Genomic DNA, 22,226 nt, shown 5'->3' with positions numbered 1-22,226 from the left:
ACAAATATTTTCTGTTTCATGTTTGCGGTACAAAAAATCCACCGCAAAATTCATGCAACCATTTTCATAACGCCTCAAAATGGTCTATTCCTCTTTTTCCCTCAGTTTGTCATAATACGCTTTATACCTATAAATCGTCCTCTCACTGACATTGTTCCGCTTCGCAATTTCTACCATTGTCATGCCGCTCTCATACCCAACAACAAAATCATTATAAATTGCCATCCACTTGGCGTTATGTTTCTGACGACCGCTTAACTTACGATTTCTGTAATACTCCAATTCCTCCCGAAGTTCTGCATTCTCTTTTTCCAACTCCTCAATTCTTTTTAATGCCTCTTCAATATTTATAACTTTATCCATCTCAATGTTCCTCCAATATGCCATTTTCATTTTGTCTATATCATATCAATCAAGCCTCTCTATGTCAATTTGATTTTGTCATCAATTAATTCTAAGCATAAAAAAGGAACCGATCTCTCGATTCCTTCTCATTCCTATATTCTCTTTACTATTTTTTCCTCGTCAACAGGCACACCGTTTCAACAGTTGTTTCAGTTTCCAAGGGAAGTTCTTTCACTTCCTCACCATCAACAGGCACAGGAAAATTGAATACGATCTTCTTTATCCAACTACCGTCTTTTCTCTTTTCCGGGAACATCTCAATTCGCTCGATAAAGGCCTTCATAAACTCCTTCTGCTCCGCTTCCGTTGCGGAATGGTAGACTTCATCAAATGCCAGTAACAAGCGATAGATATTGTCACCGGAAATCTTCTCCTGCTGTATGTTGCGGATCTGACTTTGCAATTCGCCAATCTGAACTTCGATTTCCTCTATGGTATCATACTGCTCATCATAGCGGCGCTGCAAGTCTAAAATCTTTCTGTCATAGTGGACATCGTTGATGTCCAAGGTATCCATCTGACGCTCCAAGCGACTTTTCGTTCCAAAGGCTTGCTTTAGCTGCCCTTGCAGAACGGCGATCTGCTTTTCCATATCCTCTGTATCAACCGCCGTTCCGATTTTCGCTTGAATCGCTTCCACAAACCGGGGATTGTTGACCATAGCAGAAATAATCTTCGCCACAAATTTATTGATTTCCTTCTGCTCGATATTCAGACGGAAGCTGCACTCATGCCCGGTAGGTGTAACCGTATTTTTGCAGTAGTAATAATACCGTGTTTTTTTGTCCTTGCTGTGCGCCTTGGCGATATTGCCGTACATACTCTTACCGCAGCATGGGCATTTCAAGATACCGGACAGGATGTGTGCATGGTCTGGATTGTTGACCTTTTCCCGCTTGAAAGAATTGATCTTGCGCTTTTCCTGTGCCAGATACCAATCTTCTTCGGAAATGATAGCTTCGTGCTGTCCTTCATAAACCGGGAACTCCGACTGTTCAACCACGTGCATCTCGTTTCTTGTACCCTGTTTCTTTTCTGTTCTTCGTCTACCGTAAGCAATCTTTCCCATATAAACAGGATTGTACAATACATTTTTCACAAAATCTCTTGAAAATCCCGGAATGGTATTATTCTGTCTTAGTTTCTTTACATAACCATTGCGGTTCAGATATTTTGCAACTCCTGTAACACCCTCGTTTGTATGAATATATCGATCATAGATTACTCGGATAACTTCCACTTCATCCTCTGCAATGACAAGGTTTCCATTTTCTAGTTTGTATCCATATGGAGCGAAACCGCCGTTCCATTTGCCCTCACGAGCCTTTTGCTCACGTCCTGCCATTGTCTGTGTGCGGATATTTTCTCGCTCAATCTCTGCCACCGCAGACAGCACAGAGATCATCAGCTTTCCTGCATCCTTGGAGCTGTCAATGCCATCCTCCACGCAGATCAGATTGACACCGAAATCCTGCATGAGTTGCAAAGAGTTCAGAACGTCCGCTGCATTTCTGCCAAATCGGGACAGCTTAAAGACCAACACATAAGAAACATCATCTTTGCCGTCCTGGATGTCATTCAGCATTCGTTGAAACTCCTGACGCCCTTGAATGTTCTTGCCGGAAAATCCCTCGTCAGAATACTCCCCAGCAACGATCATATCCTCGTATGCCGCATACTTCCGTAGCTTGTCACGTTGGGCATCCAAACTGTATCCGTCAACCTGCATCGAGGTGGACACTCTTGTATAAAGATAGCATTTAAGTTGTTTCTTTTTCAGAATCTCCACCTCCCTCATTCCTTCCTTTTACCATAAGTCCCTCGTTGCGGATATAATACTCCAAAAGCCACAGCACATAATCCGGTGCATGGCGGTTGTCCAATTCCCATTCAGTCATAGTCCGGTAAGGAATATGGACGAGCTTGCAAAAATCTTTCCGATTCAGTCCTGTGCTTTCACGCAACTTTATAATTCTGTTTTTACAATCCATCCGTCTTTTCTCCACAAAAGCAAAAAATACACGTTGCGTAATCATTATAGCATAGCCATAGTGAATACGCAACGTGTAAATTGCAAATTTTACGCAGCCTTATCCGTCAAAAGCTGCGCTTGATTACTTTCCTCGGAATGCTCCACTCCCTGCGGTGCGTCCTGTTCCAATTTATCCAAAACCTGATGTCCATATTTCTGGAGCATCTGGCTCATAACATCCACACAGCGGTCAAATGCCGCATTATATTTCGCTTCCTCATAATATTTCTTCAATAGGCGATTCCTCCATCAAAGTTCCATATCCTGTCCACGCTTCCGGGCAGGGTGTTCGTGTTCCTGTGTTTCCTTTCCTCTGATGAGGATAGAATTGATAAAAGCCCGAACCTTTTCGGATGCGATTTCCAGTGCATCCAGAAAGGGTTGGGCTTTCTGTTTGAGTTCCATATATTTTTCGTTTACCGCTTCATACCGCTGCTTCCAGATGGAAACCGTCTTTTCTGCGGAAGCCAGTTTCTCCTTCAGCCGCTTGTTGTCAGCGTTGGCGATAATGCCGTTGACCGCATAGCGTTTGAGCGTATCGGACTGATCTGGTGTGAGCGAAATATTTCCGGTGATGGAATTTTTCTTGCCCATCGCTTCAATATCCTGCACCGTCAGCGCAATGGTCTTTGCCGTCTTGGTTTCCCTTTGCAGAGCTTCCAGTCTCTTTTTCTGTTTCTCCGTGGCAGCTTTGGCATTCTCCAAACTCTGCTCGGCTTGTGCCACCTGTCCGGTCACGGCATCTAAACGCTGCTGTTCAGCCTGTACCTTGAACTGCGTTACCGTCAGATGTTCCTCGGTGCTTCCACGTTCTCCACGCTCCAGATCGGTATATCCGGCAACTCGCATGAAATGAAAAAAGTCATCCTGCAACACACTGTAGGATGACCTCAAAATCTTTTTTCCTCTTGCGTTCAACATTGGATTACCGTCCTCGTCAAGCACCGGCTTGGACTCCCATTTCTTACTGCGGCTGACCTGTGTGATGACCTCCTTAACGGTTCCCCGGAGGGCTTCATCCTTGCATCGCTTCGACCAAAGTATCTGCTTTTCCACCACCGGGATATAAACCACATGAAGGTGGTAGTGGTACACATCTTCGCCCAAAGCTTCGGACATTGCTCGGTTGCGCTCATCGGCGTGCATCACAGCGGAGAGGATATACTGCTCACCACCTACGATCTCCGCAGCAGCTTTGTAGGCATCGGCATAAAACTGTTTCGCAAATTCATAGCCGCCATGATTGTAGAAATAAGCGGAATTCACATCAAATACCAACTCACCGTATTTGACGGCATCCGGTTTCAGACCTCTGGTGGAGATCACGCCGTCTTGTTCCATCTGCTCAAACATTTTTACATAATCGTCCGTGGGTGCTTTGAAATGGACGTTCAGAGAAGTGCGTTCCGGCACGATGTCCTGATTGCTGTAGCTGTCCTTTTCACGCTCATTGTGTTCCTGTACCTTTGCCACATCTGCCGGGTTTCCCAAGTCCTGATTTCTGGCTACGGTACGGTCTATTCCATCGTTTCTTGCCATTGGCGTTTCCTTTCTTTGAGATTTGCAGACAGCGGAGAACTACGGAGAGGCACTTTTTCAAAGTGTAATAACCCACTATGACACTTTCATCCATACTGGCTGCAAAGTGCCGTGGGCTCTCCGAGGGCTCTCCCGAGGGGGAATGCGGTCACTGCGGTGACCTCTGCTGACCAAGGCGAAAATGTCTGCGCCTTTTCACATGGTCAGCCCCGTCTGCATGAAGCTGTTCTGTGTCAACTTCCTCTTGCAGCCGATGTCCACAGACACTTTTTCAAAAGCCTGTGGACATAGAAACAGCCCGAGCGAGAGGATGTGTGCTGTTTCTATAACAAGCGTTTCACGCTCTTTTGCTGCGTACATACGTACCAGCAATGGGATTTATTCGACCTGCCGCCATTCCTCCGGAATGTCCTCCGGTACGTACGTACACGGCGAATCTCCGTAAAACCCATTTATATGAGGTCGTGCAATAGCTTCCACTCCCATGAATCCCCAAACCCGCCGTCCGGCAGAGTTGGTGATATTGTTGCAATGCTCCAGATTGAATCTCCCAGCATTGACAATCATGGCGTCGCTGAAGCTGCGGGCTTTCAGCGGTGCAAGGGAATTTTCTTCGCACCACATCCGGTAGATTTCATAGAAATCCTTGGAACTGATGGACGCATCCGCTTTACGCTGGATGTATCCCTCGGAATCCATGAAATCAAAGATATTGTTGTTGTCACGCTTGACCGCTTCCCGGTTTTCCCGGATACGGTCACTCTCCGTAAACTTAAAGTTGTTGGCAACAAGCCGCTGCAAGCCTTCAAATGCCCACAGGAAGATACCCTCGGCTTCAGCTTTCATCTTCTCTGCAAGATCAGGATCGTCAGCTCTGTCCACCGGCTTTTCCTTGGTGGTCAGCACAAGCTGTCTGCGATAAAATCCGTCACTGCGGTCATACAGGGCTTGCAGATCACCGTTACTGAATGCCAGCAGCCGGGCGAACATCCAGCCCTGATAACTCTGCTTGCCTTTACGTTCCAAATCCATCTTGCCCTGTGCTGTCACGATGGATTTTACATAGTTGGTCTGGCGCAGAGCTTCCATCCGCATATCATCATCTACGCACAGCAGGATGTGCTCCAGATCGGCACGGGCAAAGCGGTTTTCAGAAATCTTGCCGATGCTGCCGTCCTTCATGTTTGTGCCAAAGATAGCCGAAAGCACCGCACCGATTTGGGATTTACCCTCGCCACCGTTGCCCTTAATCACCATCATGCGCTGTCCTTTGTTGGAGGGGATCAGGCAATAACCGATAAACTCCTGCAAGGTGGGAATGTCTTCCGCATGGAGCAGTCCATTCAAAAAGTTCAGCCAGATCACGGGCGCAGGAGCATCGGGATTGTAGACAACAGGCAGACGGCTTCGCACGATAGCCGGTCTGCCCTCGGTAAATGTGCCGTTCAATAGCAGCGTACCGTTGAACACATGGATGCGATCCTGCTCCGGTGGGAAGTCAGGCACTTGCGCTTCCAGTTTCAGCACTTCCAGAATGTTGGTGATCTTCCGGGGGATGTTGTTCACGGCACAGAATTTCAGCTTGTCGTAAATCTCCCCACGCAGTGGGAGATCGTCCGTCACTCGACCATCGGGCGTAAAAAAAGCTCCGTTTGCGAAGATGATTCTGCGCTCATGCAGAAATTCTTCACAAAACAGAGCTTCGTTGATGTTCTGCCCATCAAACCAGACAGGCAAATTCATATCAGGCGTTTTCCGGTTCTTCGCCATGGTGCGCCACCTCCTTTTTCTTTCGTGTGATGTACTCTTGCAGAAAAGTAATTTTTCCCTCCTTCATCAGCTCGTCCACCAATGCCACCCGCTCTTCCAGATCACCCACGGTCAGCACATTTGCCATATATTCGATAGGACAGTGCATCTGGCAGGCTTCCACAAAACGATCATCCAGAGCCTCCTCCGGTGTTTTGGGTGCATACCGCACTTTCCAATCTTCCAGCAGATGCAGATAATCCGTCAGCACCCGGAAACACAGCATTTCATCCTCCCGGAACTGACGGATATAAGGACGCTTTGGCTTGGCCATAGCTGCGGCAGTGGGCGGTTTCGGGTCAAGTCCGAAGTCCGAAGCCAGCTTTTGCGCTGCTTCATAGCTGCTCATATTGAACAGCCTTGCCACAAGGTCGATCACATCTCCCTTTGCTCCACAGCCGAAGCAGAAGAAATAGTCCTCATTCAGCTTCAAGCTCGGATGCCTGTCATTGTGGAACGGGCAGCAAGCCATACCGTTTCGGTTGACTTTCAGCCCATAGTATTCGGCGGCTTGCTTGACACTGATTGCCGCTTTGATGGTTCCATAGATTGTCATAAAAAAACCTCCGTTCATAATATTCTGGAAAGCACGAAGCACCCGCAGTGATTGGCAGGTGCTTTGCTCCTTCTATTATGGTTATGACGGATTTCTCAAAAAACAGGCTAATCGGAGGACAACTCCGTTTCAAAAAACAGGACAACTTATTGATAGATGTAGATTTCTTTACATTAGCATGATACAATTAAGAAAGTGAAAAAACAGGACAGGAGGTAAGCATGAACCAAGAATTGATGACATTGGACTTCTGGCAGGATACGGTCATATATGAGGGCAAAACATTCCCTGTCGGCACGCTTGCCTGTGATGCACTGAATGTTCCTGCGGATACTATTACAAAAATGAACGAGCAATGCGAGAAAATCAATCTGCTGCTCGGGATGCTGAATGCCGGACAGGATACTTCTGCACTCTTTCCAATGGCAAAGGAAGCTGCATTGACAATGTTAGAGATTCTCAGCAAAACGCCGCCGTTCTCCTATATGGATATACCAAAGCACCGGGAACGAATAGAAAGGGTCTTTACTGCGGACAATGCTCTGAAATATGTGGAGTTCGCCATAAAAGCCGTAACCAATTCTTTACCGTTCGAAGAAGTTCCGAAATATGCTGATGCGGTGATGCTCCAGCGCTATACCGCTGTATGCGGGCATCTGGCTTACTCCCTTGAGGAATACCAAAAGGCGATGCTTGATTTTGCAGAACAATCGGACGGAAACGAAGCAGACCGCACCGCAGAGGGCTTTGCGAAAATGTTCGGCACCTATTTCCCACCGGAGTTTTCTATCACAGAGGGCAATGCCTGGATGTCTACCCTGAACAATTCCGTTCAGTATATATCGGTCATCCGTCCCGGCGAAAAAGTTGCGAAGCTGGTCAAGCGGATGCACTATGTATCCTTTGTGGGGATGTTCCGGTCTGATCTCTTTGAGGGCCTGTGTGTTGGTCATGCACCGAAGAAATGCAAAATCTGCGAAAAGTGGTTTCTGACCACCAACGCAAGGCACACCAAATACTGCGGCGGCTATGCACCGGGGGACAAGCTGCACCGCACTTGCCGGCAGATCGGCAATCTAAAAGGCAGAGAACAGCGAGAGCTTGCAGACGATCATCCGATTATCCAGATATATGAAAAGAGGCTGAACACCATAAATCGCTATGTAAAGCGTGGTACTCTGGACGCTGACCTTGCGGAGGTCATGAAGAAACTGGCAAAAGATAAAGAACTCCGGGCAAAAAGTGATGTTGCTTATGCCAAAGGAGCTTATGAAAAAGAAATGGAACAGGCTGCTTTGCTTGCAGAAGCTAAGATACATATTTAGTGGGGGAACAATATGAAACAAATATATGTGCATGGATTAGGACAAACATCTGACAGTTGGACAAAAACAATAGATATTTTGCAAACTACTGATTACAGCTTGTGTCCGAATCTTCCTGATTTAGTTCATAGCAAAGAAGTGACCTATGATAATCTATATGCTGCATTTTCAGATTACTGCAATCAATATGATGAGCCTATTGATTTGTGCGGTTTATCGCTTGGGGGCGTATTAGCTCTGAACTATGCTATACAATATCCGAAAAAAGTTCGCTCCTTGGTGCTTATCGCCACACAATATAAAATGCCCAAGAAGCTTCTGAAATTTCAAAATCTTCTCTTTAGATTTATGCCTAAATCCATGTTTCAACAAATGGGATTTAGAAAAGCTGATTTCTTACTTCTATGCGAAACCATGATGGAGTTGGACTTTAACAACTCTCTGCACAAAATATCATGCCCTACACTATTGTTATATGGCGAGAAAGATACTGCGAATAAAAATGCTTCTATTGAATTGGCAGAATTGCTTAAGAACGTGGAATTAAAAACGATTATTGGTGCCGGACATGAAGTTAATATTGAATCACCGCAGGAATTGGCAGAAATACTTCATGCTTTTTATGAAAGAATGTCTTAAGGGATTCTTATAGAAATGAGAAGGGGGGTGCGCTATGCTGAGTGATTTTACATGGAATATGACCGGATACATACCGAAACACCAAGTCAATCCGCACGGTGATGGTATCATTCCCTATGTGGCAGAGCGCATCTTCCAACTGGAACCTGAGCCGCCAAAGGTGGGCAGTCTGAACGAATATATCCTGTCTGCCTTGCAGGAAAAGAATTTGATACATTTCTCATTCTTCCTACACCACTACGAGCCGCAGCTGAACAAGCGCATCAAAGACTTTCTCGGTGTGGATGGCGGCGATTTGTACGACACAGACCGATTTATAGATATAAAGCTCTCCTGCCGGGAGCAAATGCTCCAAAAGCTGATGGACTATGACCTTACCAAGGGCGCAGAGTATGCTACATACATCTATCCGTTCATCCGGGATGCTATGCTCCGTTTTCGCATGGGCGAAGAAAAATGGTCGGTATCCTCTCTGACTAATTACAAAATGGTGCGGTCAATGGCTTGGCTGTACCACAATACCAAGGATGCGGTCAACGAGTTTTCCAAGAAATACAACTGTGATCTTGCTCTTGCCGAAGACTATCTGAAAGTTGTGCGAGGTATCCGCAATCAGCAGCCATTCTATGTGACAGACGAGAACGGCGAGGAAACAGGCGAGGATGTAGCCCTTGACGATAGCTGGAACTATACCGATATCCTCTGGAACGGCATACAAGCAGAAAAGGTGCAGCGGGCATTTGAGAAGCTGAATTACCGGGAACAGACCTTGCTCGAAAACCGGTTAGCAATTTGCATGACCTGTGGGCGTGTCAGCTCATGGAAAGACCGCCCCACCTTTGAAGAACTGGCGGTTATGTTTGAGGGCAGTACAGCCAGCGGTGCAGAACGAGCCTACCGAAAAGCAGTGGACAAGTTGACGGGATTGTTGGTTGCCGAGGGCGCAATCCATGCAGTCCGGCTAAAACAGAAATCCAAGATCAAGCGAAAAAAGAAAATCGCCGCCGCAATCTACGAATATCAGGCAGACTGCGACGGCGAATGGGGCGAAATATCATTAGATTTTGAGAACGGCAAGGCAGAGGTCATTTTGCTTGCCGATTGGGATACAGTGAAAACAAACAAATTTGCAAGCAGAGCAATCGCCTATCTTCTGAACTGTGAGAACGAAAAATTACCCAAGGAAATAATGGTGGCCTTTGAATAACGAGGGAGTGAGATACATGGAACAATTATTGATTATTGAAGATGATATCGGTTTGAATCAAGGCTTCTGCAAAGCACTGAAAGCAGATGACCGTCAGATTATATCCTGTCATGATCTAAAAGCGGCAAGAGAGCAATTGCTTTGCGGCGGTGTATCCCTGATCCTGTTGGATATCAATCTGCCAGATGGCAGTGGGCTTGAGCTGCTCCGGGAGGTCAAGGAAAACATGCCCGGGGTTCCTGTTATTCTGCTGACTGCCAATGACACCGATCTGGACATCGTAGACGGACTGGAGAGGGGCGCTGATGATTACATTACCAAGCCCTTTTCTCTTTCGGTTTTGCGGGCAAGGGTGAATACCCAACTGCGAAAGCAAGCGTCAAACCATAAAAATGCGCCGTTCCATATGGATCTATTTCACTTTGACTTTGAGGCTATGACCTTTTATGTGGGAGATTCAAAAGTGGAATTGAGTAAAACAGAACAAAAATTACTGCGTCTGCTTGTTGAAAACCGTGGTCGAACCATGACCCGTGGAGACCTTGTCGACCGGATCTGGACAGATGGCGCAGAATATGTGGATGAAAATGCTTTGTCTGTTACGATCAAGCGTCTGAGGGATAAGCTTGGTGCACAGAAATACATTAAAACCGTCTATGGAATCGGTTATAGCTGGGTGACCAAAGATGAATAAAACCGGTATTGTGATCATACTGCTATGTTTTCTGGCGGCGATAGCTGTTGTATTATGGGAGCGGAGAAAGGCCAGAAAAACGATGGAAGAAATCGAAAGGATGCTGGACGCTGCCATGACCGGCTCCTTTTCTGAAACCAATTTTGATGAAAGCCGGCTGTCTGCTTTGGAAACAAAGTTTGCACACTATCTTTCCGCAGCAGAAGCATCTTCTCGAAATGTAGCACAGGAGAAAGACAGAATTAAGTCCTTGATTGCGGACATCTCCCACCAGACAAAAACGCCGATTGCAAACCTGCTGTTATACAGCGAGCTTTTGATGGAGGAAACTCTGCCTGCATCGGCGAAGGCAAATGTGGAGGCGCTGTACAAACAATCGGAAAAGCTGCGATTTCTGATCGATTCTCTCGTAAAGCTTTCCAGACTGGAAAACGGGATCATTTCACTCTCCCCCAAGCCGGCAGCGCTGCAGCCGCTGCTTGAAAGTGTGGTAGAACAATATACTGCCAAGGCTTCTGAAAAAGGATTGTCTTTGCAACTGCAAGATACTGATGCTTTTGCTGTATTCGACTTCAAATGGACAGCGGAAGCGCTGGCTAATATCGTAGACAACGCCATCAAATATACAGAGCATGGCACCATTACTATTTCTGCCGTAAGCTATGAAATGTTTGCAAGGATCGATATATCGGATACCGGTTCAGGCATCCCGGAAAATGAGCAAGCGAAGATATTTGCTCGCTTTTACCGCTCAAATAGTGTGCAGAAACAAGAAGGGGTCGGCATCGGCTTATACCTTGCCCGACAGATCATATCCGGCGAGGGCGGTTATATCAAGGTTGCTTCCGTTCTGGGAAAAGGAAGTACGTTTTCCATATTTCTGCCGAAATAACAACAATTCTATCAAAACTGTTAGATTTCATTTTCCGCCGGAAAGAATGTGGAAAGATTCCTATGCGATAATCTGTATGTATCAAAGGATCATTTCCTTTCATACATACAGATTTTTTCATGGAGGTACTCATTTATGGAAGTTTTACAGGCAAAAAACCTGAAAAAGATTTATGGCTCCGGCAATAACGCAGTTCATGCGTTGGATGGAGTTGATTTAAGTGTAAAGAAGGGCGAATTTGTTGCAATTGTCGGCACATCCGGCTCCGGCAAATCCACGCTGCTGCACATGCTGGGCGGGCTGGATCGCCCTACAAGTGGCACGGTCATGGTGGACGGACAGGATATTTTCTCCCTGAAGGAGGAAGCGCTGACCATCTTCCGCCGCAGGAAAATCGGCTTTGTGTTCCAAGCATATAATCTTGTTCCGGTGCTGAATGTGTATGAAAATATCGTTCTACCCATTGAGCTGGACGGTGGCAAGGTCAATAAGGATTTCGTACAGCAGATTGTACAGACACTTGGGCTGGATGATCGTCTGGATGCCCTGCCCAATCAGCTCTCAGGCGGTCAACAGCAGCGGGTAGCCATTGCCCGTGCGCTGGCGGCAGCACCCGCTATCATTCTGGCAGATGAACCCACCGGCAATCTGGATTCCAAAACCAGCCAGGATGTATTGAGCCTTTTGAAAGTCACCAGTCAAAAGTTCGCCCAGACAATCGTAATGATCACTCACAACGAAGAAATTGCGCAGATGGCAGACCGCATTATCCGTATCGAAGATGGTCGGATCGTCTCCCAGAACTAACGGGAGGTGGCTACGATGAATGTCAAAAATCGAAAATGTATTCGAAAGCTCAGCTTAAAATCTCTTTATGCGAACCGTCGCCGCAATCTGATCGCTATTTTTGCCATTGCGCTGACAACGCTGCTATTTACTTCCATGTTCACCATTGTCTTGTCGCTGAACGCCAGTTATGAAACCTACCAGTTTCGGCAGGTAGGCGGCTATGCGCATGGCACCTTTAAGGATGTTTCCCCCGAGCAGGCGGAACGCATCGCTGCCCACCCAAAGGTGAAGGCTACGGGGGCACGGAAGGTAATCGGTATCACTGCGGAGGGGGTCTTTGCCAAAATACCGGCAGAGATCAGCTACATGGATGCCAACTGCACCAAATGGAGCTATGCCACCCCTACTACCGGACGGATGCCCGAAAGCGGCAAAGAGGTAGCCATGGATACGGCAGCGTTGCAGCTGCTTGGCGTAACGCCGGAGCTGGGCGCCGAGGTCACGGTTTCCTATTCCATTACGGACAAGGATCAAACCGCCTTTACTGTAACAGATACCTTTACGCTGGTGGGCTATTGGGACTATGATGAACTAATGCCTGTTCATTACATCAACATCAGCCGTGATTACGCAGATGACATCGAAGCGCAGGCAGTGAAAACAGGTTTACAGCCTTTCCGCACCGATTTGAATGTCATGCTGGCCTCCGGCACAAACATTCAAGGGCAGATGGAGCAGGTGGATACCGATCTTGGTTACACATGGGACAGCTATACCGATCCCAGCAGCGTCCGGATCGGCGTCAACTGGGGATATACCTCATCCCAGCTGGAGTCGCAGCTCGACCCGGAACTTGTGATTGCCATAGCAGTTTTTTTGCTGCTGGTGATTTTTACCGGGTATCTTATCATCTATAACATTTTCCAGATCTCTGTTGCGGGGGATATCCGGTTTTACGGACTTCTGAAAACCATTGGCACAACGCCCCGGCAGCTCAAACGCATCATTCGCCAGCAGGCACTTCTGCTTTGTCTGATCGGTATTCCGGCGGGGCTGCTGCTGGGCTACGGCATTGGCGCTGTTTTGGTTCCTGTTGTCTTGCGCTCCACCCGGTTGGATGCAGGCATCACCACCATCAGCACATCGCCTGTGATCTTCCTTGGTTCTATGCTGTTCGCCTTGTTGACGGTGCTCTTGTCCTGTTCCAAGCCCGGAAAAATGGCAGCTAAGGTCTCTCCGGTGGAGGCTACCAAATATACGGATGTGATGCAGACCAAGAAAAAACGGCGCAGCATCCGGGGAGCAAAGCTCCATCAGATGGCCTTTGCCAATCTGGGACGAAACAAGAAAAAGACGGTGCTGGTGGTGGTGTCTCTGGCACTGTCGGTGACACTGTTCAATGCGCTGTGTGCCTTTGTGGGCGGCTTCAGCATGGAGAAGTATGTATCCGCCATGACCTGCGCCGATTTTATCGTCAGCACGCCCGATTATTTCCGTTACAACCCGGCAGATGAATTCATCACGCCAGAACAGATCGAGGAGATCGCAGCAAACACAAAGGCCAGTCTTTCCGGCATGGGATATGCTGTGCGAAAACCCGCCTACCTGTGGATGACGGAGGATGCTCTGCGGCAGGACTATGCAAGGTACGAAAGCGCCGAGCAGTTGGACAGCCATATGAGCCGTCTGGAGCACCGGGGCAATATGGTGATGGGAGATACCAGGATCGAGGCTCTGGATAACAGTCTGTTTGACAAGCTGCAAGTATTCGACGGAGATATTTCTCCCATGTTGGAGCCGGACAATAACGCCATTGCCATTGCGGTTTCCTTAGATGACTACGGTAATCTGCCCAATCTTGAATACTACCCCAAGGTGGGAGACACGATCACCGTTACCTATGCGGACGATGTGAAATATATCGACAGCCGCACCGGGGAACTCACCGAAGATACACCGGAGGAGTACTTTCAGGCAAAATTGTATGGAGCCAGAGATGTAGAGTACACGGTCTGCGCCTTGGTAGAACTTCCGAATTCCATGAGTTATCGTTATGGTGGTATTGGATATGACGTAGTTTTGTCTGTGGACACCGCACAGAGGGACAGCGGTGGTGCAGCCATTCCGATGCTCTACCTGTTCGACACAGCGGACGAAGTTGACGAGGCCGAAGCAGAGCAATATCTATCGAAGCTCACTGCCGGTGAGTTTTCGCCCTTGATGTATGAAAGCAAGGCCACGGCTCGCTCTGAATTTGCTCAGTTCCGGCAGATGTTCCTTCTGATAGGTGGTATCCTCTGTGCTATCATTGGGCTGGTGGGACTCTTAAATTTCTTCAACGCCATGATGACCGGTATTCTTTCCCGCCGCCGTGAATTTGCTGTGCTTCAGGCTGTAGGAATGACGAACCGGCAGCTCAAAACCATGCTGATCTACGAGGGGTTGTTTTACGCAATGTCTTCCGTAGCGGCGGCCTTTATTCTGTCGCTGGCGGTGGGACCTCTTGCGGGAAAAATGCTGGGCAGTATGTTCTGGTTCTTTGAGTATCGATTCACCATTCTGCCTGTCCTGCTGACAATTCCGGTATTTCTTCTGCTGGGTTGGCTGATTCCTTGCATGATGTATGACAACGCAGCGAAATGCAGCGTTGTAGAGCAATTAAGGGATGCTCAATAACTGTTAAGCAAAAAACGGCCCTCTGCCAATGAAAAGGCAGAGGGCTGAGTTTTAATCTAAGGGTTTACATTCAGTTACAGTTTTTAGATAATTTCGGGATCACCGTTCAATATCAAGTCTGCATATCCAATCGGATCATTGTAGATCAGATAGTCCAATTCTGACCGCTGATACATATTGTCGGCGACCCCATTCTCCACGGCGATGGTATCAATGACAATCATGCTGCCATCTAAGAATTTCAGTTCCACACAGGCATTATCCATGTTGAACTCACAAGAAATCAATCTATCCATTAGAAACCTCCATTCTATGGGATGTTAGATCATCCCAAAATATTTGAATGCTTCTCGGATTGCTTTCTCTTTTTCCGGTGGACACTGGGGCTGTCTGGAATCCTCGGACTTCGGCAGATTATAGTTCTTACCAACCCCAATCCCACATTTTCGTTTAATCTGTGAGATATAGAGGTTGGACACCTTTAACCCGGTATGCTCCAACACATACTCCTTGATCTGCGGATAGGTTGCCCCATCCTGAAATTCGGACATATCCATATCTTCCAAAGAGAACTCAACCCGAATCTTTTTCGAGTCGACCTCGCCCTTGGAAAGCAAGACAACCGTCTCCACATTCGCGGTCCATGGGAACTGGTCCACGGCAACAGCTTTGTCCACGCGGTAGCCATTCTCTAAGAATACTTCCAGATCTCTCACGAGGCTGGTGGGCTTGCAGGAGATATAAACAATATGCTCCACACCATAGGCAATGATCTTCGGCAGTGCTTTGGGGTGAATGCCATCTCTGGGGGGATCTAAAATGATCATGTCCGGCTTCTCTTCCACTTCATCCAGTACCTTTAGCACATCTCCGGCGATGAATTCGCAGTTATCCAAGCCATTGGCTGCGGCGTTTTTCTTTGCTGCCTCCACGGCTTCCTCCACGATCTCCACACCGATGACTTTCCCGGCGGCCGGTGCCATGAGCTGTGCGATGGTGCCGGTGCCGCTGTATAGGTCGAACACGGTCTTGTCGCTGCCGCCCAGGTCGCCCACATAATCTCTCGCCGTCTGGTACAGTACCTCCGCACTGTAAGAGTTGGTCTGGAAAAAGGAGAATGTGGAGATCTTGAATTTCAAACCCAGCAATTCCTCATAAAAATACTCCTGACCGTATAACAGCTCCGTGTGGTCACTCTGCACTACATCTGCGATGGAATCATTGGTGATATGTAGGATTCCGGCAAATTTGCCGGAAAGCTTCCCATCCTGTTCCAGAGAAAGCAACAGATCCTTAAATCCAGCGATCAGTCCATCCACATCCAAAGCATTCAAGTTGCCTTCCACCGTCGTCTCTCCCCGCCAGGGATCCTGGGATGTCGTCACCAGCGCCACCAGAATCTCTCCGGTGCGGGACGCCTTACGTACCAGCAGGTGGCGTAAGTAACCCTCATGGCTCATTCTGTGGAAAAAGCTTACCTTCGCCCGGGCAAAATAATCTCTCACTGTCTGTAAGATCAGGCGGTAATCCGCATCCACGATCTCACAATCCGCTACGGTCACAATGTCATAGAAGCTGCCTCTCTTATGCATGCCCAGTGCCAGCGGTCCGTCCTTGTACTCGTCTCCGAAGGAAAATTCCATCTTATTGCGGTATTCATAAGCCTTCGGGCTGCCCTTGATGCCTTCAAATGTCCAGGGTTCTTCCTGTTTGTTTAACACGCTGTCCAGCAGGCGTTTTACCTGTTCTTCTTTGACCTTCAGCTGTTCCTCATAGGGAAGCGACAGATAGGTGCATCCACCGCACAACCCAAAAAGGGAACACGTCCGACCGGTTTCTAAAGGTGACTTCTCCGTCACCTCTAAAAGCCTTCCTTCCGCCTTCCCTTTGCGTACTTTATTCACTGAGAACTTGACTTTCTGTCCGGGCAGGCTGTTCTTGACTACTGCAGTCTCTTCTCCCACACAGACGATCCCTTTGTTGGGAAAATCGACCCTTACAACAGTTCCTTCATATACCTGTCCTTTTTTCATGGGTTAGTTCTCTCCTTCATCCTCGAAGAAGTCGTCGTCATCCTCTTCCACGTCATCTGCTTCGTCTTCGAAATCATCCTCGAAGTCTTCCAGATAATCCTGTGCAAAGAAGAAACGATATACGGCATAAGCTACGGCTGCAACAGCTGCTACGGCACCGATGATCGCCAGTACCCATAACAGGACATTGCGCTCCTTCTTCTCTTCCACTTCTTTACCCAGGAGCTTATTAAGCTTCTTCAGTTCGCTGACTTTCAGTTCGTTTAATTTGTCAAGATCTACCAGATTCTCGATTCTGTTCATATTATTTACCTGCCTTTCCGGCATCCGGGCTTTTCTTCGGATGCAAAGCAATTGTTTTCATTCATTTATATGATACCATATTTTCATGAAAAATACTATACCTGTTTTAACTTGGCAAAAGATGCATACATGATCTTCTGCCCCGCCTGGTCAAATTCCACCGTGACTTTATAGTCCCTGGGTTCTCTTGCGATATTTAATACCGTGCCCTCACCGTATTTGATATGACGTACTCTGTCGCCTACCGTATAATCCAGTGCATCCGGTGCCTTGAATTCCGTTCCCTTCTGCAGTCCCGCCAGCTGGTTGAGTCCATTGATCCCCTTGGAAATATAAGGTTTGTCTGCTTTTGCAGTAACACGGGGCTTCAAGGTTGCCTTGGGTCTTGGATCAAATCCGGTATTGCCAAAGCCTCCGAAGCCGCTGCCCGAACCATTTCCGGACCGGGGAGCTGCAATCGCTTCCAGTCCCATGGCACGAAGGGCTGCCTCATTGGCTCTTCTCGCCTGAAAATCCTCCAGGTCATCGTCCCGGTATCTTCTACTGGGCGGCAGGGTATTATCCATAAGTTCCTTCGGGATCTCCCGCACAAAACGGCTCACGGGATTGTACTGGGTCTCACCGCGAAGCATCCTGCTTCTGGCACAGGTCAGTGTCAGATCCTCCTTGGCTCTGGTGATTCCCACATAAGCCAGTCGTCTCTCTTCCTCGATCTCCAACGGGTCATCGGACGCGATCGTCATAAAGCTGGGGAATAGTCCATCCTCCATGCCGGCAAGATAGACCACCGGGAATTCCAGACCTTTGGCACTGTGCAGAGTCATCAAAAGCACTCTGTTATCACCGTCCTCCACATTATCAATATCCGCTACCAGCATGATCTCTTCCAAAAACTCCGACAGAGAAGGCTCATCGTGGGTCTCCTCGTAGACCGCTGCCTTGGTTATCAATTCATCCACGTTCCCGAGACGGTCCTCGGCGGATTCCTCATCCTGATCCCGCAGATATTCCGCATAATCGATCCGTTCTAATAAAGACTTGATCAGATCCGGCAGTGTATAGGAGGACAATCCGCTACGCAGCACTTCGATCAGATTGACGAATCCACGGATCTTTGCTTCCGCTCTTCCCAGTCCCCGGATCTGGTCTGCCTCGCACAATGCATCAAATAATGTGATATCCTTCATCTGTGCATAATCCGCCACTTTTTCCAGTGATGCTGCACCGATGCTTCGTTTCGGCACATTGATGATTCTGCGCAGAGCCACTTCATCCCTGCCGTTATCAATGGTCTTTAAATACGCCAGGATGTCCCGGATCTCCTGTCTGGCATAGAAGTTCACACCGCCTACCACATGATAGGGAATTCCTTCCACCACCATACGTTCTTCTAAAAGTCTGGACTGGGCATTGGTACGGTACAGTACTGCACAATCCGCATAGGCAACGCCATTCTTGTTCACTTTATCAGAAATATCATCTGCGATATATTCCGCCTCTTCATAAGCATTGTCAAATTGTCTGAAATGTATTCGGCTGCCTGCTCCTTTTTCCGTCCACAGTGCCTTCTCTTTACGGCCTCTGTTGTTGCGGATCACCGCGTTTGCCGCATCCAGAATATTCTGTGTGGAACGGTAATTCTGCTCCAGCTTGATCACTTTAGCATCCGGATATACCTTCTCGTAATCTAAAATATTGCGGATATTGGCACCACGGAACTTGTAAATGGACTGGTCATCATCACCCACGACACACAGATTGCGGTAGCCGTCCGCCAACAGCCGGATCAGTTCAAACTGCGCTGTATTCGTATCCTGGTACTCATCCACCATAATGTATCGGAAACGCTCCTGATAGTTATAGAGTACCTCTGGGCAGCTTTTGAACAGTTCCACCGTTTTCACAATGATATCATCAAAATCCAGTGCATTACTCTTCTTGAGGGTGTCCTGATATTCTCTGTATACCTTTGCCGTCACACTTTTGCGATAATCGCCTACGGACTTGACCTCGAATTCCCGCACATCCACCAGTTCGTCCTTGGCAGAAGATATTTCAGACAGCAGTGTCCGTTCCTTATACATCTTCGTGTCGATGTTCAGACGTTTGCAGACCTGCTTGATCACGGTCTTCTGATCGTCTGTATCATAAATCGTAAAATTCGTATCATATCCCAGTCTGTCAATATGTCTTCTGAGTATCCGCATACAGGTGGCATGGAAAGTAGCTACCCATACCTGATCCGCACCGAAACCGGCGATCTGGTCCACACGTTCCCGCATCTCCTGTGCCGCCTTATTGGTAAAGGTAATGGCAAGAATGTTCCATGGATTCACTCCCAGCTCATCGATCAGATATGCCACTCTGTGGGTCAGGACACGGGTCTTGCCGCTTCCGGCGCCCGCCAACAGAAGGAGCGGTCCTTCCGTATGAAGCACCGCTTCTTTTTGTTCTTTATTCAAAGTATCATAAATGCTCATGTATTACTAATTATCCCTTTCATTGAATTCCTGTAAAAAAGTTCTGAATTCCCCGATCGGCATTGGTTTTGCATAAAAATATCCCTGAACGATATCGCAATCCGCCAGCCGGAGCATCTCCAGCTGTTCACTGGTCTCCACGCCCTCTGCCAGTACTTTGAAGCCGAGATGTCTTAACATTTTAGTCAGATATTTTATAATTGTCAATGCGGTTTCTTCCCGTTCGCTGTTCATGGTATCATCCAGGAACTGCTTGTCCAGTTTGACCGTATCCACAGCCACCTTGGATAACAGATTCAGCGAAGAATATCCGCTTCCGAAATCATCAACCGAGATCTCCACGCCTCTGTCCCTGAGGTTTTCCAGATTATTGGTCAGCTTATTCAGATCTGACATAAATACCGACTCCGTCACTTCCACCTCCAGCAGGTCGCTGGGTACCTTATAGTCTTTCAGGCGCTTTAAGATATTCGGCACAAAATCCGCATATTCATTGTGACGTCTGGAAAAGTTAACAGAGATCGGCACCACTTCTTCTCCCTGGGCCAGGGCATCATGCAAATATTCCATGACCTGATCCAGAATGGCGAAATCAACCTTGGTAATAAACCCATTTCTCTCAAAAATATCTATAAACTTTCCGGGCATTACCATAGTTCCATCCGCTTTTATCCAGCGAACCAGTGCTTCCGCTCCCACTACTTTCCCGGTATGAAGAGACACCTTGGGCTGGAGATATGCATGGAATTCTTTATTATTATAGGCACTGACCATTCCGGATACGATTGCTCTGGTATTCTCCAGATCTCTGCGGATCTTGTCCGTGTAAATTTCTACGGCACTGTCTACCTTCTGTGTCTTGCATTGTTTTCTGGCCTCATTGGCATTATCCATCATGGAAGATACCGCCCAGTCGTTCTCCGTGATCTCATACAAACCGGTGGCAATGACCAGATTACACTGATCATACCGGCTGTTGATCCTCTTCACAAAAGAATTTGTAAACGCCAGGTACGCCTCTCTGGCATCCTCCACGCAGTCTTCCTTCAACACGCCAACAAAGTGATCGGAGGTTACACGACAGAACAATATTCCTTCCTGACATTTTTCCTGTAATGCCACGGCAAAATCATGCAGGATGCGGTCGCCTACCTCGTAGCCATACATCTCATTCACATACTGGAAATTAGAAAAATCAGAAGACACAAAAAATAATCCGGTCTTACCATTCGCTGCCATATAGGCTTCTAATTTGTCTACGAACTTATTGTACACCGGCAGTCCGGTCAGAGCATCATAATTCAGCTTACGGTTCAGTTCCCTTTGATCTTTTTCTGCATTTTTCAGCTTACGAAGTCTGTTGAATATCTGATGGGATATTTTGCACAGGGCATTTTTCTCCTCTTCCCAGGTTCTGTCTGTATGGCGGTCCGAGAAGATAACACTGGCCTTTAACCCCTTCGCAGCGGTAGACATTACGATCATCACAGACTCCGCTTCTTCTTTGTAGATATCCGGAGTCTCAGACTGTCTGTAAATTGCGGCGCCGGATTCGTCTGCACGTTTCCGGATCCGGTCCCATTCAAATACTCCCGGGTGCAGTAATCTTTTGACAAAATTTTTCTTTTCCTCACGATTCCATTGATAACGGATCGACGGACCTGCCTCATTTACTTCCACACATATCATATCATCAATATTGAAAAAACTGCAGGTACGTTCACTGATCACCTTCAGGGCACTGGTCAGATTCGGAACATTTTCCAACAGATCCACGCAGAACAGCACCAGATCTTCCGCACTCTCGAACTGCGCCTCCTTGTGAGCGATCTCGTCCTCTTTGTTCTCCTCACTGTCCAGGTAGCTTTGGCCGGGCAGTGCCACACCCTCCTTGACCTCCAGAAGATCATAAGCGCCCTTTTCCCGGCTCTTCACCTGATACAAGGCTGCGTCTGCCCAGTGGAACAGCAGATTATAGTCTGTCACTGTTCCATCCGTAACCGCAGCTCCCAGGCTGCAGGAGATATGCAGTCCCGTTTTATCATCATCATAGCGGTCAGACATACAGTGATTCAACTGTCCAAGCTTCTCTTCCAGTTCCTCTCTTGGCATATCCTCTACATAGCACACGAACTCGTCTCCACCGATCCTGCCTTTCAGCGCCTTAGGAAACAATTTATTCATTTCATCCGCAAAAGAGCACAATACCGCATCACCAAACAGATGTCCGTTTGTATCGTTGATCTTTTTAAAGCTATCCACATCCAGGACAATAAGGTATCCTACCTGTCCCCGTTCCATTTTCTGCAGTCTGTGTGTGATCTGCTGCTTGATGGTGGAATGATTCAAAAGTCCGGTCAGTGAATCCTTTTGTGATTTTTCCTGTAATTCCTTTTCCTTTTTCTTCTGCGCATCAATATCACAGACCTTGCCCAAGACACGTTCCGGTTCTTTTTTCTCATTGTAAAAAGTCTGCCCGATGACCTTCATCCAGTGAGGATTGCCTTCCTCATCCGTCTTGCAGAGTTCAATACAAATATCCGGGCTGCCGCTATGCAATGCTTCTGCAAGCTGCTGTTCCACTACATCCGTGCGGTTGTCCACTTCCCTAAGAAGCTGCTCTGTGTACCCTTCCGTGATCTTTTCGCAATACAGACTGCCTTCTTCCGGACCGGCATAATGCATTTGATCCTTTGCAATATCATATTCAAAGATCAGATCTCCAGACATCCGGATCACAGCCATCAGTTTTTCCCGTTCCCGCTGCAGTTGCTTCGTTGTTTCCTCCAGTCGTCTGTCTATATCTTTGTTTTTATCTAACCCTATTATTTTTTCGTCCATACAGCC

At 47.6% G+C, this 22,226-nt stretch carries 19 protein-coding genes; 7 read left to right on the top strand and 12 right to left on the bottom strand.

Translation table 11 applies throughout. The features are described 5' to 3' along the window. Positions 1–84: 84 nt before the first annotated feature. The 7 genes from ACTRDR_RS05295 to ACTRDR_RS05265 form a co-directional block, all read right to left on the bottom strand. A complete protein-coding gene (locus ACTRDR_RS05295) occupies positions 85–363 on the bottom strand; it encodes a helix-turn-helix domain-containing protein (protein WP_412432467.1) in 279 nt (92 codons plus the stop codon). A gap of 148 nt (positions 364–511) precedes the next feature. After that, positions 512–2,185, bottom strand: coding sequence for a recombinase family protein (locus tag ACTRDR_RS05290; RefSeq protein WP_440526453.1), 1,674 nt, complete (start codon positions 2,183–2,185; stop codon positions 512–514). Continuing rightward, positions 2,166–2,396: a helix-turn-helix domain-containing protein gene (locus ACTRDR_RS05285; protein WP_015540908.1), complete on the bottom strand. Its 231-nt coding sequence runs from the start codon at positions 2,394–2,396 to the stop codon at positions 2,166–2,168. The genes ACTRDR_RS05290 and ACTRDR_RS05285 overlap by 20 nt, the downstream gene beginning before the upstream one ends. Before the next feature lie 89 nt (positions 2,397–2,485). Further along, a complete protein-coding gene (locus ACTRDR_RS05280; RefSeq protein ID WP_021683581.1) occupies positions 2,486–2,671 on the bottom strand; it encodes a hypothetical protein in 186 nt (61 codons plus the stop codon). Positions 2,672–2,686: 15 nt separating this feature from the next. After that, complete coding sequence (locus ACTRDR_RS05275; protein ID WP_440526409.1) at positions 2,687–3,976, bottom strand: plasmid recombination protein; 1,290 nt, start codon at positions 3,974–3,976, stop codon at positions 2,687–2,689. A 378-nt stretch (positions 3,977–4,354) separates the two neighbouring features. Further along, on the bottom strand, positions 4,355–5,746 hold the full coding sequence (locus ACTRDR_RS05270; RefSeq protein WP_158439176.1) for a phage/plasmid primase, P4 family: 1,392 nt from the start codon (positions 5,744–5,746) through the stop codon (positions 4,355–4,357). Next, a complete protein-coding gene (locus ACTRDR_RS05265) occupies positions 5,721–6,341 on the bottom strand; it encodes a CHC2 zinc finger domain-containing protein (RefSeq protein ID WP_440526408.1) in 621 nt (206 codons plus the stop codon). The genes ACTRDR_RS05270 and ACTRDR_RS05265 overlap by 26 nt, the downstream gene beginning before the upstream one ends. Before the next feature lie 221 nt (positions 6,342–6,562). On the opposite strand from ACTRDR_RS05265, the gene ACTRDR_RS05260 reads away from it, so the two are divergent. The 7 genes from ACTRDR_RS05260 to ACTRDR_RS05230 all read left to right on the top strand — a co-directional run bounded on the left by ACTRDR_RS05260 (position 6,563) and on the right by ACTRDR_RS05230 (position 14,563). Further along, on the top strand, positions 6,563–7,666 hold the full coding sequence (locus ACTRDR_RS05260; protein WP_440526407.1) for a DUF6076 domain-containing protein: 1,104 nt from the start codon (positions 6,563–6,565) through the stop codon (positions 7,664–7,666). Positions 7,667–7,678: 12 nt separating this feature from the next. Continuing rightward, on the top strand, positions 7,679–8,305 hold the full coding sequence (locus ACTRDR_RS05255; protein ID WP_055058962.1) for an alpha/beta fold hydrolase: 627 nt from the start codon (positions 7,679–7,681) through the stop codon (positions 8,303–8,305). Between the two features lie 34 nt (positions 8,306–8,339). Then, complete coding sequence (locus tag ACTRDR_RS05250) at positions 8,340–9,512, top strand: hypothetical protein (protein WP_440526406.1); 1,173 nt, start codon at positions 8,340–8,342, stop codon at positions 9,510–9,512. 16 nt (positions 9,513–9,528) lie between these two features. After that, on the top strand, positions 9,529–10,206 hold the full coding sequence (locus ACTRDR_RS05245) for a response regulator transcription factor (RefSeq protein WP_440525958.1): 678 nt from the start codon (positions 9,529–9,531) through the stop codon (positions 10,204–10,206). Further along, positions 10,199–11,098, top strand: a complete 900-nt coding sequence (locus tag ACTRDR_RS05240) for a sensor histidine kinase (protein ID WP_440526405.1) — start codon at positions 10,199–10,201, stop codon at positions 11,096–11,098. Before ACTRDR_RS05245 ends, ACTRDR_RS05240 begins: the two co-directional genes overlap by 8 nt. Before the next feature lie 135 nt (positions 11,099–11,233). Further along, positions 11,234–11,905, top strand: a complete 672-nt coding sequence (locus ACTRDR_RS05235) for an ABC transporter ATP-binding protein (RefSeq protein WP_006858253.1) — start codon at positions 11,234–11,236, stop codon at positions 11,903–11,905. A 15-nt stretch (positions 11,906–11,920) separates the two neighbouring features. Continuing rightward, a complete protein-coding gene (locus tag ACTRDR_RS05230) occupies positions 11,921–14,563 on the top strand; it encodes an ABC transporter permease (protein ID WP_440526404.1) in 2,643 nt (880 codons plus the stop codon). Between the two features lie 83 nt (positions 14,564–14,646). Here the strand turns inward: ACTRDR_RS05230 and ACTRDR_RS05225 are convergent, their stop codons facing one another. The 5 genes from ACTRDR_RS05225 to ACTRDR_RS05205 all read right to left on the bottom strand — a co-directional run bounded on the left by ACTRDR_RS05225 (position 14,647) and on the right by ACTRDR_RS05205 (position 22,220). Then, the gene (locus ACTRDR_RS05225; protein ID WP_330595997.1) at positions 14,647–14,859 is read right to left on the bottom strand and encodes a DUF6061 family protein; all 213 of its coding nucleotides are present in this window, start codon (positions 14,857–14,859) and stop codon (positions 14,647–14,649) included. 24 nt (positions 14,860–14,883) lie between these two features. Further along, complete coding sequence (gene rlmD, locus ACTRDR_RS05220; RefSeq protein WP_440526403.1) at positions 14,884–16,596, bottom strand: 23S rRNA (uracil(1939)-C(5))-methyltransferase RlmD; 1,713 nt, start codon at positions 16,594–16,596, stop codon at positions 14,884–14,886. Between the two features lie 3 nt (positions 16,597–16,599). Continuing rightward, complete coding sequence (locus ACTRDR_RS05215; RefSeq protein WP_440526402.1) at positions 16,600–16,899, bottom strand: DUF4366 domain-containing protein; 300 nt, start codon at positions 16,897–16,899, stop codon at positions 16,600–16,602. 95 nt (positions 16,900–16,994) lie between these two features. Beyond that, positions 16,995–19,379, bottom strand: a complete 2,385-nt coding sequence (locus ACTRDR_RS05210) for an ATP-dependent helicase (RefSeq protein WP_440526401.1) — start codon at positions 19,377–19,379, stop codon at positions 16,995–16,997. A gap of 6 nt (positions 19,380–19,385) precedes the next feature. Further along, complete coding sequence (locus tag ACTRDR_RS05205; RefSeq protein ID WP_440526400.1) at positions 19,386–22,220, bottom strand: bifunctional diguanylate cyclase/phosphodiesterase; 2,835 nt, start codon at positions 22,218–22,220, stop codon at positions 19,386–19,388. Positions 22,221–22,226: the final 6 nt, after the last annotated feature.

Source organism: Simiaoa sp., from assembly GCF_051972595.1.
GTDB lineage: Bacteria > Bacillota > Clostridia > Lachnospirales > Lachnospiraceae > Acetatifactor > Acetatifactor hominis.
Note: the sequence above shows the minus strand (reverse complement) of the source record. Positions and strands in the feature narration are given on the sequence as shown.

Excerpts from the sequence above, each read along its gene's own strand:
- ACTRDR_RS05275 (WP_440526409.1), bottom strand. The coding sequence starts at position 3,976 with ATGGCAAGAAACGATGGAATAGACCGTACCGTAGCCAGAAATCAGGAC.
- ACTRDR_RS05230 (WP_440526404.1), top strand. The coding sequence starts at position 11,921 with ATGAATGTCAAAAATCGAAAATGTATTCGAAAGCTCAGCTTAAAATCT.
- ACTRDR_RS05260 (WP_440526407.1), top strand. The coding sequence starts at position 6,563 with ATGAACCAAGAATTGATGACATTGGACTTCTGGCAGGATACGGTCATA.
- ACTRDR_RS05215 (WP_440526402.1), bottom strand. The coding sequence starts at position 16,899 with ATGAACAGAATCGAGAATCTGGTAGATCTTGACAAATTAAACGAACTG.
- ACTRDR_RS05240 (WP_440526405.1), top strand. The coding sequence starts at position 10,199 with ATGAATAAAACCGGTATTGTGATCATACTGCTATGTTTTCTGGCGGCG.
- ACTRDR_RS05285 (WP_015540908.1), bottom strand. The coding sequence starts at position 2,396 with ATGGATTGTAAAAACAGAATTATAAAGTTGCGTGAAAGCACAGGACTG.
- rlmD (WP_440526403.1), bottom strand. The coding sequence starts at position 16,596 with ATGAAAAAAGGACAGGTATATGAAGGAACTGTTGTAAGGGTCGATTTT.
- ACTRDR_RS05205 (WP_440526400.1), bottom strand. The coding sequence starts at position 22,220 with ATGGACGAAAAAATAATAGGGTTAGATAAAAACAAAGATATAGACAGA.
- ACTRDR_RS05265 (WP_440526408.1), bottom strand. The coding sequence starts at position 6,341 with ATGACAATCTATGGAACCATCAAAGCGGCAATCAGTGTCAAGCAAGCC.
- ACTRDR_RS05255 (WP_055058962.1), top strand. The coding sequence starts at position 7,679 with ATGAAACAAATATATGTGCATGGATTAGGACAAACATCTGACAGTTGG.
- ACTRDR_RS05225 (WP_330595997.1), bottom strand. The coding sequence starts at position 14,859 with ATGGATAGATTGATTTCTTGTGAGTTCAACATGGATAATGCCTGTGTG.
- ACTRDR_RS05250 (WP_440526406.1), top strand. The coding sequence starts at position 8,340 with ATGCTGAGTGATTTTACATGGAATATGACCGGATACATACCGAAACAC.
- ACTRDR_RS05235 (WP_006858253.1), top strand. The coding sequence starts at position 11,234 with ATGGAAGTTTTACAGGCAAAAAACCTGAAAAAGATTTATGGCTCCGGC.
- ACTRDR_RS05245 (WP_440525958.1), top strand. The coding sequence starts at position 9,529 with ATGGAACAATTATTGATTATTGAAGATGATATCGGTTTGAATCAAGGC.
- ACTRDR_RS05270 (WP_158439176.1), bottom strand. The coding sequence starts at position 5,746 with ATGGCGAAGAACCGGAAAACGCCTGATATGAATTTGCCTGTCTGGTTT.
- ACTRDR_RS05210 (WP_440526401.1), bottom strand. The coding sequence starts at position 19,379 with ATGAGCATTTATGATACTTTGAATAAAGAACAAAAAGAAGCGGTGCTT.
- ACTRDR_RS05295 (WP_412432467.1), bottom strand. The coding sequence starts at position 363 with ATGGATAAAGTTATAAATATTGAAGAGGCATTAAAAAGAATTGAGGAG.